At 68.1% G+C, this 12,796-nt stretch carries 12 protein-coding genes; 3 read left to right on the plus strand and 9 right to left on the minus strand.

What is annotated here, in order from left to right; genetic code table 11:
* Position 1: 1 nt before the first annotated feature.
* Positions 2 to 1,015 carry a L,D-transpeptidase gene (locus tag ACQY76_RS20875; protein WP_428030595.1) on the minus strand — a complete coding sequence of 338 codons (1,014 nt, stop codon included), beginning with the start codon at positions 1,013 to 1,015 and terminating at the stop codon, positions 2 to 4.
* Between the two features lie 173 nt (positions 1,016 to 1,188).
* On the opposite strand from ACQY76_RS20875, the gene ACQY76_RS20880 reads away from it, so the two are divergent.
* The gene (locus ACQY76_RS20880) at positions 1,189 to 1,572 is read left to right on the plus strand and encodes a PRC-barrel domain-containing protein (protein WP_428030596.1); all 384 of its coding nucleotides are present in this window, start codon (positions 1,189 to 1,191) and stop codon (positions 1,570 to 1,572) included.
* Positions 1,573 to 1,647: 75 nt separating this feature from the next.
* On the opposite strand, the gene ACQY76_RS20885 is transcribed toward ACQY76_RS20880, so the two are convergent.
* Both ACQY76_RS20885 and lepA read right to left on the minus strand, forming a co-directional pair.
* Positions 1,648 to 1,839 carry a YegP family protein gene (locus ACQY76_RS20885; RefSeq protein ID WP_428030597.1) on the minus strand — a complete coding sequence of 64 codons (192 nt, stop codon included), beginning with the start codon at positions 1,837 to 1,839 and terminating at the stop codon, positions 1,648 to 1,650.
* Positions 1,840 to 1,912: 73 nt separating this feature from the next.
* Complete coding sequence (lepA, locus tag ACQY76_RS20890) at positions 1,913 to 3,718, minus strand: translation elongation factor 4 (RefSeq protein ID WP_428030598.1); 1,806 nt, start codon at positions 3,716 to 3,718, stop codon at positions 1,913 to 1,915.
* Between the two features lie 101 nt (positions 3,719 to 3,819).
* On the opposite strand from lepA, the gene ACQY76_RS20895 reads away from it, so the two are divergent.
* Together ACQY76_RS20895 and ACQY76_RS20900 are read left to right on the plus strand one after the other, a co-directional pair.
* Positions 3,820 to 4,455 carry an MBL fold metallo-hydrolase gene (locus tag ACQY76_RS20895; RefSeq protein WP_428030599.1) on the plus strand — a complete coding sequence of 212 codons (636 nt, stop codon included), beginning with the start codon at positions 3,820 to 3,822 and terminating at the stop codon, positions 4,453 to 4,455.
* A gap of 260 nt (positions 4,456 to 4,715) precedes the next feature.
* Positions 4,716 to 5,570, plus strand: a complete 855-nt coding sequence (locus tag ACQY76_RS20900) for an MBL fold metallo-hydrolase (RefSeq protein WP_428030600.1) — start codon at positions 4,716 to 4,718, stop codon at positions 5,568 to 5,570.
* A 140-nt stretch (positions 5,571 to 5,710) separates the two neighbouring features.
* Here the strand turns inward: ACQY76_RS20900 and ACQY76_RS20905 are convergent, their stop codons facing one another.
* From ACQY76_RS20905 to ACQY76_RS20930, 6 genes are all read right to left on the minus strand, one after another.
* Complete coding sequence (locus ACQY76_RS20905) at positions 5,711 to 7,006, minus strand: amidohydrolase family protein (RefSeq protein ID WP_428030601.1); 1,296 nt, start codon at positions 7,004 to 7,006, stop codon at positions 5,711 to 5,713.
* A gap of 13 nt (positions 7,007 to 7,019) precedes the next feature.
* Entirely contained in the window at positions 7,020 to 7,964 is a 945-nt protein-coding gene (locus ACQY76_RS20910) for an ABC transporter permease (RefSeq protein WP_428030602.1), read from the minus strand.
* Positions 7,964 to 9,031 carry an ABC transporter permease gene (locus tag ACQY76_RS20915; protein ID WP_428030603.1) on the minus strand — a complete coding sequence of 356 codons (1,068 nt, stop codon included), beginning with the start codon at positions 9,029 to 9,031 and terminating at the stop codon, positions 7,964 to 7,966. The genes ACQY76_RS20910 and ACQY76_RS20915 overlap by 1 nt, the downstream gene beginning before the upstream one ends.
* 130 nt (positions 9,032 to 9,161) lie before the next feature.
* A complete protein-coding gene (locus ACQY76_RS20920) occupies positions 9,162 to 10,709 on the minus strand; it encodes an ABC transporter ATP-binding protein (protein ID WP_428030604.1) in 1,548 nt (515 codons plus the stop codon).
* Between the two features lie 186 nt (positions 10,710 to 10,895).
* Positions 10,896 to 11,936, minus strand: a complete 1,041-nt coding sequence (locus ACQY76_RS20925; RefSeq protein WP_428030605.1) for a BMP family protein — start codon at positions 11,934 to 11,936, stop codon at positions 10,896 to 10,898.
* Between the two features lie 107 nt (positions 11,937 to 12,043).
* Positions 12,044 to 12,787: an NUDIX hydrolase gene (locus ACQY76_RS20930; RefSeq protein WP_428030606.1), complete on the minus strand. Its 744-nt coding sequence runs from the start codon at positions 12,785 to 12,787 to the stop codon at positions 12,044 to 12,046.
* Positions 12,788 to 12,796 lie beyond the last annotated feature (9 nt).

Below are 12,796 nucleotides of genomic sequence, written 5' to 3' on the forward strand. Positions count from 1 at the left end.
CTCAACTCGTCGCCTGCGACAGGATGACGAAGTCCTTTTCCGAGCGCGTGTCCGGCTTGGCGGAAAGCTCGGTGACGAACAGTGTCGAGCCCGGCACCAGCAGCTTGGAGAGCTGCTGGTTGGCGCTCGCCGCCACCGTAACGCGGTCAATGGCGCCGGCCGCCTTGCCGGCCGTCGCGCCATAGCCCTCGAAGGAAAGCGCGGTCCACGACACCTCGCCGCCCACGCTTTTCAGCACATAGACCACATTGCCGATCGGCGTCTGCGGGTCGCGGATCGTCACCGGCGCGGTGAACGCCACCGCACCGTCCTTGATGACGGTGAGCGCCATGTCGGCCTGGCTGACGATCATCGCCACCGCATCCGCCGCCGGGTCGGGCGCGGCCGCCTTGTCGGGCGTGCCATTGGCGTTCTTCGGGTCGTCCTTGGCGATCGCCACCGTGGCGTCCGCCGGTAGCACGAGGCCGGGATGCAGCACGTCCACCGGCTGGGAATGCGCGTCGGCGATGATGACGGGCGTGCCGTAATGGGTGACGGCAAACAGCAGCTTGGAAAATTCCAGCGGAAGGTGAACGCAGCCATGCGAGGAAGGGTAGCCCGGCAGGCCGCCCGCATGCAGCGCCACGCCCGACCAGGTGAGCATCTCCGTATAGGGCATGGAGGCGTCGTTATAGAGCGAGGAATGGTGGTCGACATCCTTCTGCAGGATAACGAACACGCCGGTCGGCGTCTGGTGCCCGGCCTTGCCTGTGGAGACCGTCGAGGCACCGATGCGCACCCCGTTGCGGTAGACATAGCAGCGCTGGTCGGGCAGCGAGACGATGACGGCGACGAAGCCTTCCGGCGCGCGGTCGGGATACCAGACATACTGGCCCGGCTTCAGCGCCTCCGCATCCACGGGCACCGGCTGCGCCCGCGCCGGCAGCAACCCGCCGGCCGCCAGCGCCAGTGCGGTTCCGCCCGCGCGCAGCAGCGTACGCCGATCCGCACGAAATCCGCTCGCCCTGTCCGGCATGTGGTGATTCTCCTCTGGCCGCCCGGCGCGACGATATCGGGACGCGGCAGCCCTCGCCAGCCGCCGCCTTGCGGCCGGATCGATCGGCGGCCGGCACGCGCAGGTGACGTTTCGGGAACCCCCGCCGGCTCAGCACGTTGCCTGTGTGAAGTTGTCAGAAACGGGAGGCCAGAATGCAGACGACGCAACAGAATGTCGACGCGCGCGAAACCCGCACGCTGATCGGAAGCGACAAGGTTGAAGGCACGGCGGTCTATCGCCCGGATGGCGAGCGTATCGGTGGCATCGAACGGGTGATGATCGACAAGCTCACCGGACAGACCGCCTATGCGGTAATGAGCTTCGGCGGCTTCCTCGGCTTCGGCGAGGACTATTACCCCCTCCCCTGGTCGCTCCTGAAGTACGACGAGACGCTCGACGGCTATGTCGTCGACATCACCGAGGAGCAGCTCCAGGGCGCGCCCCACCACGCAAGTTCGGATGACCGGGCGTGGAAGGACCGCGACTGGGACCGCAAGGTGAACGACTATTATCACGTGCCCCCTTACGTGATCTGACGCGGCGGGCATGAAACGCAACGGCCGGGCGTGAGCCCGGCCGTTCTCATGTGTGCGGCGGGCAAAGCGGCCCGTTCAGGTTTCGGCATCTTTCGTCGTGTCGACGATGTCCGCGCCAGGGGCGTTCTTCTTGATGGATTCGATCGCGCCAAGCGCCGACGCTTTGGCCTTGTAGCCTTCCGACGAGACCATCGCCTCGCCGTTAGAGGCCCGGAAGCGGAAGCGGAACTCGCCCGCCTTGTCCTTGTAGACTTCGAATTTATACATGGCCCAACCTCCCATTCAGTGACGCAGGGAGGCAGATGTCACCACGAAACGCCCGGCTTGGGTAGCCGGCGCCTCAGTCGTCGACTTTCAGGGCAGCGATGAAGGCTTCCTGGGGGATTTCGACGCGGCCGAACTGGCGCATCTTCTTCTTGCCCTCTTTCTGCTTGTCCAGCAGCTTGCGCTTGCGGGAGATGTCGCCGCCATAGCATTTGGCGGTCACGTCCTTGCGCAGGGCCTTGATGGTTTCGCGGGCAATGATCTTGGCGCCTATCGAGGCCTGGATCGGGATCTGGAACAGATGCTGCGGAATGAGGTCCTTCAGCTTCTCGCACATCGCCCGGCCGCGATATTCGGCGCGGGTGCGGTGCACCAGCATGGACAGCGCGTCCACCGGCTCGGCATTGACCAGGATCGACATCTTCACGAGGTCGCCCGGCCGGTAGTCGGTGATCTGGTAGTCGAAGGAGGCGTAGCCCTTCGAGATCGACTTCAGCCGGTCGTAGAAATCGAACACCACCTCGTTGAGCGGCAGGTCATAGGTGAGCATGGCGCGCGCGCCGACATAGGTCAGCTCGATCTGGCTGCCGCGCCGGTCCTGGCACAGCTTGATCACCGAGCCGAGATACTCGTCCGGCGTCAGGATGGTGGCGCGGATCCACGGCTCGCGGATTTCCTTGATCTTGATGACGTCCGGCATGTCGGCCGGGTTATGCATGTCGATCACGCTGCCATCGTTCATCTCGATCTCGTAGATGACCGAGGGAGCGGTGGCGATGAGGTCGAGGTTGAACTCGCGCTCCAGCCGCTCCTGGATGATTTCCAGATGCAGCAGGCCGAGGAACCCGCAGCGGAAGCCGAAGCCGAGCGCGGCGCTCGTCTCCATCTCGAAGGAGAAGCTGGCATCGTTGAGGCGCAGCTTGCCCATGGCGGCCCGCAGGTCCTCGAAATCGGCCGCGTCGACCGGGAACAGGCCGCAGAACACCACCGGCTGCGCCGGCTTGAAGCCGGGCAGCGCTTCGGACGTGGGACGCTTCTCGTCGGTAATGGTGTCGCCGACGCGGGTATCGGCGACTTCCTTGATCGAGCCGGTGAGGAAGCCGATCTCGCCGGTGCCGAGTTCCGCCATCACGGTGAGCTTGGGCGTGAACACGCCGACCCGGTCCACCTCATAGACGGCGCCGGTCTGCATCATCTTGATGCGCATGCCCTTCTTCATCGTGCCGTCGACGATGCGCACCAGCACGACGACGCCGAGATAGACGTCGTACCAGCTGTCGACCAGCAGCGCCTTCAGCGGCGCGGTGCGGTCTCCCCTGGGCGGCGGCAGGCGGGTGACGATGGCTTCCAGCACATCCGGGATGCCGATGCCGGTCTTGGCCGAGATGAGGATGGCCTGCGAGGCATCGAGCCCGATCACGTCCTCGATCTGCGCCTTCACCTTTTCCGGCTCGGCGGCCGGCAGGTCGACCTTGTTGAGGACCGGGACGATCTCGTGATTATTGTCGATGGCCTGGTAGACATTGGCCAGCGTCTGAGCCTCGACGCCCTGGCTGGCGTCGACCACCAGCAGCGAGCCCTCGACGGCGGCGAGGGAGCGGTTCACCTCATAGGCGAAGTCGACATGGCCGGGCGTGTCGATGAGGTTGAGGACATAGTCCTTGCCGTCCTTGGCCGTGTAGGACAGCCGCACGGTCTGCGCCTTGATGGTGATGCCGCGCTCGCGCTCGATATCCATGCTGTCGAGCACCTGCTCGGACATCTCGCGCTCCGACAGCCCGCCGGTGATCTGGATCAGGCGGTCGGCGAGGGTCGACTTCCCATGGTCGATATGGGCGACGATGGAGAAGTTGCGGATGTTGTCGATCGGCTCGGTGCTCATGCCGGGCGGGATAGCATTGGCGCCGTTACGCCACAAGGCGGCGCCTTGCGCACTGGCATGTGTTCGACCACATTCCGGCGGCTTGTTTCCAAGGAGCCCCCATGCCCGAACTCAAGGTCGCCCTCGTTCCCGTCACCCCGTTCCAGCAGAACTGCTCGATCGTCTGGGACGAAACCACCAAGCGGGGCGCGGTGATCGACCCGGGCGGCGACCTGCCCCGCATCCTTGCGGCGCTGGAGGAACTGGAGGTCACGGCCGAGAAGATCGTGCTCACCCACGGCCATGTCGACCATGCGGCGGGCGCGGCGGAACTGGCGGAAACGCTGAAGATTCCGGTGGAAGGCCCGCATCTCGGCGACAAGTTCCTGCTCGACAACCTGCCCGCCGACGGCGAGCGCACCGGCATTCCGGGCCGCGCGGTCACCCCGGGCCGCTGGCTGGACGAGGGCGACACGGTCGATATTGGCGGCCTCTCCTTCGACGTGCTGCACGTGCCCGGCCACACCCCGGGCCATATCGTGCTGGTAAACCGCGACAACCGGCTCGCCATCGTTGGCGACACGCTGTTCCAGCGCTCGGTCGGGCGCACCGATTTTCCCTATGGCGACGGGCCGCTGCTCATCAAGGGCATCAAGGAGAAGATTCTCCCGCTCGGCGACGCCTTCACCGTGCTGCCGGGCCATGGCAACGCCACCAATATCGCGCTGGAGAAGCGCACCAACCCGTTCCTGCGCTGAGTGGGGGACTGCGGGGCAAGACCGTCCGGGCCGCCCCCCTGTCGTCATCCCGGCCGGAGCTTAGCGGAGAGCCGGGATCGATCGCCGGCCCGCTCGACACCGGTACGCGATCCCGGATCGGCCGGGGGCCGTCCGGGATGACGGGCCAGGCGCAGGGGTGACGGCCGGCGCGGAAACGCCGCCCCCGCCACGAAACTGTTACTCGCGCTGACGCAAGGGAGCGCGGATGATGCCGGGAACGCCAGCCCGGAGCCTCGCCCATGCAGTGCCCCCTGCCGCGCATCGCCCAACCCTGGTTGCCCCGATTCTGGTCCGCCCTCCTCCTCGGCCTCATGCTGGTCTCGGGCGCCACGCCCGCCGCCGCCCAGGCGGAGCGCTGCCCGAAGCTGGTGGCGGAGAACCCGTTCCTCAAGCATCTGGGGTCCCGCGCCCTGCCCGCCGCCTATGTGGCGCCGCGCCAGGTGGGGCTTACCTATATCGGCCACTCGACCTTCCTGATCGAGACCGCCGGCGGCGTCACCGTGGCGACCGACTATAATGACTATGTCCGCCCCTCTGTGGTGCCGCGCGTCGCCACCATGAACCGGGCGCATTCGACGCATTATTCGCTCAACCCCGATCCGGGCATCGAGCATGTGCTGAAGGGCTGGCGCGAGGACCGCGACCCGGTTCACTACAACCTCGACATCGACGATCTGTGGGTCGGCAATCTGCAGACAAATATCCGCGACTGGCGCGGCGACACGATCCGCAACGGCAATTCGATCTTCGTCTTTCGCGCCGCCGACCTCTGCATCGGCCATCTCGGCCACCTGCACCACACGCTGACCCATGACGATATCGGCGCGCTGGGGCGGCTCGACGTGGTGCTGGCGCCGGTGGATGGCAGCTATACGCTGGACATGGACGGCATGATCGAGGTGCTGAAAGCCCTGGAGGCCCCCGTCATCATCCCGATGCACTATTTCAACGAGAGCACGCTGGAGAACTTCCTCACCCGCTTCGCCGGCCAGGACTATGTGATCGAGCGGCGCGAGAGCCCCGAACTTGTCCTCTCGCGCGAGACCCTGCCGACGAAACCCACGGTCATCGTGCTGCCGGGCAGCCAGTACTGAAGCGGCGCCGCAACCCGCACGACGTCATCCCCGGGCTTGACCCGGGGATCCACGCCTTAGCATCAACGCCTTGGCGTCCGCCTTCCCCAAGACGTGGATGGCCGGGTCAAGCCCGGCCATGACGCGGGCATGGATGTCTGTCAGCTACCAGCCCCCGGCGCGTAGGCCGACGGGTCGACCAGCCCCGGCCGGCCGGGCAAATCCAGCACCGAGACGCGCGGCGCGCCCTCGGCGACAACCCGTCCGCGCCGCACCACAAAGAGCCTTGCGGCCTTCAGCCGGATCGCCTCGATCGGGTCCGCCGCCTGCAGCACCACGAAATCGGCGTTGCAGCCGGGCGCCACGCCATAGCCTTCCAGCCCCATGATCTTGGCGGGATTGGCGGTCACCGCCTCGAAGCACCAGCCCATGGCCTCGCGCGAGGTCATCTGGCCGACATGCAGCGCCATATGCGCCACCTCCAGCATGTCGCCGGAGCCGAGCGAGTACCAGGGGTCCATCACGCAGTCATGGCCGAAGGCGACATTGACGCCCGCCGCCCGCAGTTCCGGCACCCGCGTCATGCCGCGCCGCTTGGGGTAGCTGTCGTGCCGGCCCTGCAGGGTGATGTTGATCAGCGGGTTGGCGATGGCGTGCACGCCGGCTTCCGCGATCAGCGGGATGAGCTTGGAGACGTAGTAGCTGTCCATGGAGTGCATGGAGGTGAGGTGCGAGCCGGTCACCCGCCCCTGCAGGCCGAGCCGCTGCGTCTCATAGGCCAGCGCCTCGATATGGCGCGAAAGCGGATCGTCGCTCTCGTCGCAATGGATGTCGACGCGCAGGCCGCGTGCCGCCGCGATCTCGCACAGGGCTTTCAGCGAGGCGGCGCCGTCCGCCATGGTCCGCTCGAAATGCGGGATGCCGCCGACCACGTCGAGGCCCATGTCGAGCGCGCGCGTCAGGTTCGCCGCCGCATGGGGCGAGCGGTAAAAGCCATCCTGCGGGAAAGCGACGAGCTGGAGGTCGATATAGTCCTTCACCTTCTCGCGCACATCGAGCAGCGCCTCTGCCGCCAGCAGGCGGTCGTCGCAAATGTCGACATGGCTGCGGATGGCGAGCAGGCCCTGGCTCACCGCGAGGTCGCAATAGCGCAGCGCGCGCTCGATCACCGCCTCATGCGTCAGCGTCGGCTTCAGCTCGCCCCACAGCGCGATGCCTTCCAGCAGCGTGCCGGATTCGTTCAGGCGCGGCAGGCCGAGCGAGAGCGTCGCGTCCATGTGGAAATGCGCGTCGACGAAGGGTGGCGCCACCAGCTTGCCATCCGCCTCGATGACGCGCCCGGCCTCCAGCTCGATGCCCGGCTCGACGGCGAGGATGCGTCCGCCCTCGCAGGCAATGTCCATTCCCGTGCGCCCGTCGGGCAGGCGCGCATTCTTCACCAGAAGTTCGACACTCATCGCGGATCCAGACTTACCGTTGGCCCTTGAAGTAAGGCTTCATCAAAGCGCGGGGATAGTCCGCGCGGCGGGCGACCAGCACAAGCGCGGCAATGGAGAAGATATAGGGCAGCATCAGGAAAATCTGGCTCGGCACCACACCGCCGGCAATGGTCTGGATGCGCAGCTGGTAGGCGTCGAGCGCGCCGAACAGCAGCGCCCCGAGCAGCGCCTTGCCCGGCCGCCACGAGGCGAAGACGGTGAGCGCGATACACACCCAGCCGCGCCCGTTGATCATGCCGAAATAGAAGGCGTTGAACGCCGAGAGGGTGAGGAACGCCCCGCCCAGCGCCATCAGCGCCGAGCCGGCCATGACCGCGCCGATGCGCAGCGCCACCACGGAGAGCCCCTGCGCCTCCACCGCCTCCGGGTTATCGCCCACCGCCCGTAGCGCGAGGCCCAGCGGCGTGCGCCCCAGCACGAAGGCGAGAACCCCGACACAGGCGAAGGCCAGCACGGTGAAGCCGGTCTGCTGGGCGAGGATCGGCCCGATGAAGGGCAGGTCTCCCAGCAGCGGCACGTCGAGCGGCGGGAACGCCTCGATGCGCGGCGGCGTCGCCACGTTGGGGAAGGCCACGCGGTAGCCGAAATAGGCCACCGAGGTCGCCAGCAGCGTCACCCCGATGCCGGTGACATGCTGCGACAGGCCGAGCGGCACGGTGAGCACGCCGTGAATGAGGCCGAACAGCGCTCCCACCATTGCCGCCACCAGCACCCCGCCCCACAGCGGCAGGCCGAGATAGACCGCCAGCCAGCCGGACATGGCGCCGGCGACGAAAATGCCCTCGATGCCGAGATTGAGCACCCCGGCCCGCTCGCACAGGAGCGCGCCGAGCACGCCGAAGATCAGCGGCGTGGCGATGCGGATGGTTGCCGCCCAGAAGTTCGCCTGGGTGAGGATGTCGAGCGCCTCCCACATCAGGCGGTCCCCCGGCGCACGAAGACGATGCGGAAGCGTGTCAGCAGGCCGCCGACCAGCACGCTGAGCAGAGCGAACGCGACGACGAGGTCGGCGAGATAGTTCGAGACGCCGATGGCCCGGCTCATCGAATCCGCCCCGACAAACACGCCCGCGACGAAAATCGCGGCGGGGATAACGCCGAGCGGCGAGAGGTTCGCCAGCGTCGCCACCACGATGCCGGCATAGCCGAAGCCGGGCGAGAGATCGGCGGTGAGATAGCCCTTCAGCCCCGCCACCTCGCTCGCTCCGGCGAGCCCGGCGAGCCCGCCGGAAAGGATGCCGACCAGCGCCATCGCCTTGCCCACCGGCAGCCCGGCATAGCGGGCGGCGCGGGCATTCTCGCCGACGGCGCGGATGCGGAAGCCCCAGACGGTGCGGGTGATGAAGACGTGCAGCACCACGGCGGCGAGAATGGCGAGCACCAGCCCCCCGTGCAGCCGCCACCCCGCCACCAGCTTGGGCAGCGTCGCCTCGTCCAGCATCGGCGCCGATTGCGGCCAGCCCAGCGCCATCTCGTCCTTCATCGGCCCTTCCAGCATCATCTGCACGAAGAGCAGGACGATGAAGTTCAGCAGCAGCGTGACCACCACCTCGTCGGCGCCGAAGCGGGTCTTGAACAGCACCGGCACCAGCAACAGCGCCGCCCCTGCCGCTGCCGCGCCCACCAGAACCAGCGGCACCAGCACATAGGACGGCGCCTCGATCATTCCCGCGCCCAGCGCCACGGCGGCGAGCGCACCGGCATAGAGCTGCCCCTCGGCGCCGATGTTCCAGAGCTTGGCACGGAAGGCGACGGCGGCGGCGAGGCCGGTGAAGATCAGCGGCGTCGCCCGCGTCAGCGTCTCGGCCAGCGCGAAACCGTTGCCGGCCGCCCCCTGCGCCATCAGCGCAAGGGCGGTGAAGACAGGCGCACCGGCCAGCGCCAGCGGAATGGCGGTGAGCGCCAGCGCCACCAGCCCGGCGCCGATCGACACGGCGAGCGTGAGCCAGACTGGCGTGCGCTCGCGGGGCACGAAGCGGATCATGCGCGGTCTCCGGTCACGGCGCCGGTTAGATCGGTCGTCATCCCCGGGCCTGGCCCGGGGATCCATGCCTGTTGCCGGGAAGACGTGGATGACCGGGCCACGCCCGGCCATGACGGGGGAAAGCATGCCATCACGCCGCCTCCCCCGCGCCATGGCCGGCCATCATCAGGCCGACGGTGCGCACATCGAGGCCCTCGGCCTGCATCGCCGGCGACAAATGCCCGGCATGCACCACGGCGATGCGGTCGGAGAGGGCGAACAGCTCGTCGAGGTCCTCGGAGATCAGCAGCACCGCCGCCCCGCGGCCGCGCGCGGCGATCAGCCGCCGGTGCACATCGGTGGTGGCGCCGATGTCGAGCCCGCGCGTCGGCTGGTGCGCCAGCACCAGCCTTGGCTCGCGCTCCAGCACCCGGGCCAGCACCACCTTCTGCATATTGCCGCCCGACAGCGCGCGGATGGCCGCGTCCGGGCCGGGGCAGCGCACGTCATAGGCCTTGATCGCTGCCGCCGCGCGGGCGCGGATGGCGGCCCGGCGGATCATGCCGCCGCGCTGGTTGGCCGGCTCGGAAATGGTCTCCAGCACGAAATTCTCCGCCACGCTCAGCGCGCCGATGGTGCCGTCGCGGTGGCGGTCCTCCGGGATGCGGCCGACATGGGCGGCGACGCGCGCCGCCGGGTTGGCGCCGGCCAGGCGCACGCCCTCCAGCAGCGCCTCGCCGGCGCGGGCACTGGCGAGGCCGGCCACCAGCGCGGCAAGCGCTCCCTGCCCATTGCCGGAAACCCCGGCGATGCCGACGATCTCGCCGGCGCGCACCTCGAGGTCGGCACCCTCCAGCCGGTCGCGCTGGCCGGGCATGCCGACGCTCACCCCCTTCAGGCTCAGCACCGGCGCGCCGGGCGTGGCGGACGGGCGATCGCGGGCGGGAATGGCCCGGCCCACCATCAACTCGGCGAGCATGGCGCGGTCGGCGCCTGCGGTGGGCCGGTCGGCGACCTTGGCGCCGCCGCGCAGCACCACGACCCGCTCGCACAGCGCCAGCACCTCGTGCAGCTTGTGGCTGATGAAGATCACCGCCAGCCCCTTGGCCGCCAGCGCGCGCACCGTGGCGGCGAGGCCGTCCGCCTCCTGCGGGGTGAGCACGGCGGTGGGCTCGTCGAGGATGAGCACCCGCACGTCGCGGTAGAGAGCTTTCAGGATTTCGATGCGCTGCTGCTCGCCCACCGAAAGCCGCGCCACCGGCACGTCGAGATCGACGCCGAGGCCGCTCTCGGCAATGAGCCGCTCGATCTTGGCTCGCGCCGCGCGCTGCTTCAGCTTGAGGCCCCACAGCGACTGCGTGCCGAGCACGATGTTCTCGAAGCCGGTGAGGTTCTCGGCAAGGGCGAAATGCTGGTGCACCATGCCGATGCCGGCCGCCAGCGCCGCCTCGGCCGAACCGCCCGGAAGCGGGCTGAGCTGCCCCTGCGCATCGGCGATGAAGACGCTGCCCTCGTCGGCGACGTAATGGCCGAACAGGATGCTCATCAGCGTCGTCTTGCCGGCACCGTTCTCGCCCAGCAGCGCCACGATCTCGCCGGCCCGAACGTCGAGATCGATGGCGTCGTTCGCCGTCAGCGGCCCGAACCGCTTGGTGATGCCGGCGAGCGAAAGGACGAGCGGGCGGGGGTCGGGGTGCATGGGTGCCTGTCCATGAAGGCGTGATCGCGGGAGAGACGTCATCCCGGATGCCCCTGCACGGCGATCCGGATCAACGCGGATGGGGCGTCACGGCCGGACTTGGCCCGGCCATCCACGACGTGACGGCGCGACGAAGGCTATGGATCCCCGGGTCAAGCCCGGGGATGACAACCGTCGGGCGAGGCCTCACAGCGTCGATTTGGGCTCGGCGTCGTTCACGTTGACCCGGAACAGGCCGTCCTTGATCTCCTTCTCCTTCGCCAGCACCATCTCGATCACCTCGGGCGGCACCAGCTTGGGGTCGAGCGGGGCGAGGCCGGCGCCGCCTTCGGCCATGTAGCTGTAGGGGCCGTAATCGGCGGCGGTGAAGGTGCCGTCCATGACTTCCTTGATCGCCTTGTCGATGGTCGGCTCCATCTGCCACAGGGCGGAGGCGATGATCGTGCCGGGGTACTGGCCGGAGGTGTCGATCACGTTGCCGATCGCCTTCACGCCGCGCTCCTTGGCGGCGTCCGAGACGCCGAAGCGCTCGGCGTAGAGCACGTCCGCGCCCTTGTCGATCTGGGCGAAGGCGGCTTCCTTGGCCTTGGGCGGGTCGTACCAGGAGTTGATGAAGGTGACGATGAACTTGACGTTCGGGTTCACCGACAGCGCGCCTTCCATGAAGGCCTGCATCAGCCGGTTGACCTCGGGAATGGCATAGCCGCCGACAAGGCCGATGACGTTCGACTTGGTGGCCTTGCCCGCCACCATGCCGGTGAGGAACGAGGGCTCATGGATGAAATTGTCGAACACCGAGAAGTTCGGCTTGGTGGGGCCGAAGGACGAGCCCATGAGATAGGCCGTTTTCGGGTAGTCGGCGGCGACCTTGCGGGCGGGGCGCTCCACGGCGAACACCTCGCCGACGACGAGGTCTGCCCCCTCCTCCGAATATTGGCGCATCACGCGCTCATAATCGGTGTTGGCGACGTTCTCGGAGAATTTGTAGGTGATGTCGCCGCGCGCCTCGGCGGCCTTCAGCGCCTTGTGGATGCGCGACACCCATTGCTGCTCCACCGGAACGGTGTAGATGGCGGCCACCTTGATCGGCTTGGCCTTGCCCGCCGCAAAGGCATCGCGACCCGCCACGGTCAGGGCGAGAGCGCCCGCGCCGAGGGCAAGCAACTGCCGCCGATCAAGCACGCCTGACGAAAAAAGCGGCAGGCTCCCAGACGACTTGCGCAGCATTTTCTGAACTCCTCGAAAAAGGACCCGTCGTCCGCCCCATCGCGGCGCCGCGACCCGCCCGGCTCATGCGAGCGTCATGCCATTTTCGAACTGTCCGGTCCGAAAAGTCACGGCCCCAGTGTAGCCTGTCCCCAACCCTCTTCCCACGCCTTGGCGAGATAGAGGCGAACGAGCGGCGGCATCTCCGCGCGGATGTCCTGCGGGCCGCGCACCACCAGCACCTCGTCGAACTCCGGCCGCACCTCCCCGGCAGCGAACCGGCGCAGCCGCGCGGCGACCGCCCCGGCCTCTTCGCCGATGCGCACCTCGCGCATCAGCGCGACCCGCCGCGTATCGTGGATGGCGGTCCAGCCCGGCGCGAGGGTGAGTTCACCGGCGGCAATTCCGGTTTCCTCGCCGATTTCGCGCAGCACGCTGCCTTCGAGATCGACCCGCCCATCGGCGGCGACATCGGAGAGGTCGGGCGTGCCGGCGGCGAAATAGATGCGCCCGGCATTGGCGGTCCATGCCGCCATGCGGATCAGCACGAAGCCGCCATCCGCCCCGCGCAACGCGCCCATGGCGAAGGAGGCGCGGATCCGGGGGTGGGCCCCCTCCTGCGCCAGCAGCCACAGCAGCGAGGCATAATCGCTCTCGCCATAGCGCGCGGTGAGCGTGCGCCCCTCGAAGCGATGCTCCGCCAGAAGCAGCACGCGGCCGTTCCACAGTGCCGGATTGGCCGCGAGGCGCGCGGCGAAATGCGCATCGATCGCCACGCGCTCCTCGGCGGAGAACGCGCGGGGCGCCGGCGCCAGCCGCGCGTCCACATGGTCGAGAGCGACAAGCCGCAGCGGGTCTGCCGGCGCGGACATCACCGGCCC

The sequence above is a fragment of the Ancylobacter sp. genome (assembly GCF_965279025.1).
In the GTDB taxonomy this organism is placed as follows: Bacteria; Pseudomonadota; Alphaproteobacteria; order Rhizobiales; family Xanthobacteraceae; genus Ancylobacter.

What these genes read in the sequence shown, in the direction of transcription:
- ACQY76_RS20875 (WP_428030595.1), bottom strand. Translation starts at nt 1,015, where the DNA reads ATGCCGGACAGGGCGAGCGGATTTCGTGCGGATCGGCGTACGCTGCTG.
- ACQY76_RS20880 (WP_428030596.1), top strand. Translation starts at nt 1,189, where the DNA reads ATGCAGACGACGCAACAGAATGTCGACGCGCGCGAAACCCGCACGCTG.
- ACQY76_RS20885 (WP_428030597.1), bottom strand. Translation starts at nt 1,839, where the DNA reads ATGTATAAATTCGAAGTCTACAAGGACAAGGCGGGCGAGTTCCGCTTC.
- lepA (WP_428030598.1), bottom strand. Translation starts at nt 3,718, where the DNA reads ATGAGCACCGAGCCGATCGACAACATCCGCAACTTCTCCATCGTCGCC.
- ACQY76_RS20895 (WP_428030599.1), top strand. Translation starts at nt 3,820, where the DNA reads ATGCCCGAACTCAAGGTCGCCCTCGTTCCCGTCACCCCGTTCCAGCAG.
- ACQY76_RS20900 (WP_428030600.1), top strand. Translation starts at nt 4,716, where the DNA reads ATGCAGTGCCCCCTGCCGCGCATCGCCCAACCCTGGTTGCCCCGATTC.
- ACQY76_RS20905 (WP_428030601.1), bottom strand. Translation starts at nt 7,006, where the DNA reads ATGAGTGTCGAACTTCTGGTGAAGAATGCGCGCCTGCCCGACGGGCGC.
- ACQY76_RS20910 (WP_428030602.1), bottom strand. Translation starts at nt 7,964, where the DNA reads ATGTGGGAGGCGCTCGACATCCTCACCCAGGCGAACTTCTGGGCGGCA.
- ACQY76_RS20915 (WP_428030603.1), bottom strand. Translation starts at nt 9,031, where the DNA reads ATGATCCGCTTCGTGCCCCGCGAGCGCACGCCAGTCTGGCTCACGCTC.
- ACQY76_RS20920 (WP_428030604.1), bottom strand. Translation starts at nt 10,709, where the DNA reads ATGCACCCCGACCCCCGCCCGCTCGTCCTTTCGCTCGCCGGCATCACC.
- ACQY76_RS20925 (WP_428030605.1), bottom strand. Translation starts at nt 11,936, where the DNA reads ATGCTGCGCAAGTCGTCTGGGAGCCTGCCGCTTTTTTCGTCAGGCGTG.
- ACQY76_RS20930 (WP_428030606.1), bottom strand. Translation starts at nt 12,787, where the DNA reads ATGTCCGCGCCGGCAGACCCGCTGCGGCTTGTCGCTCTCGACCATGTG.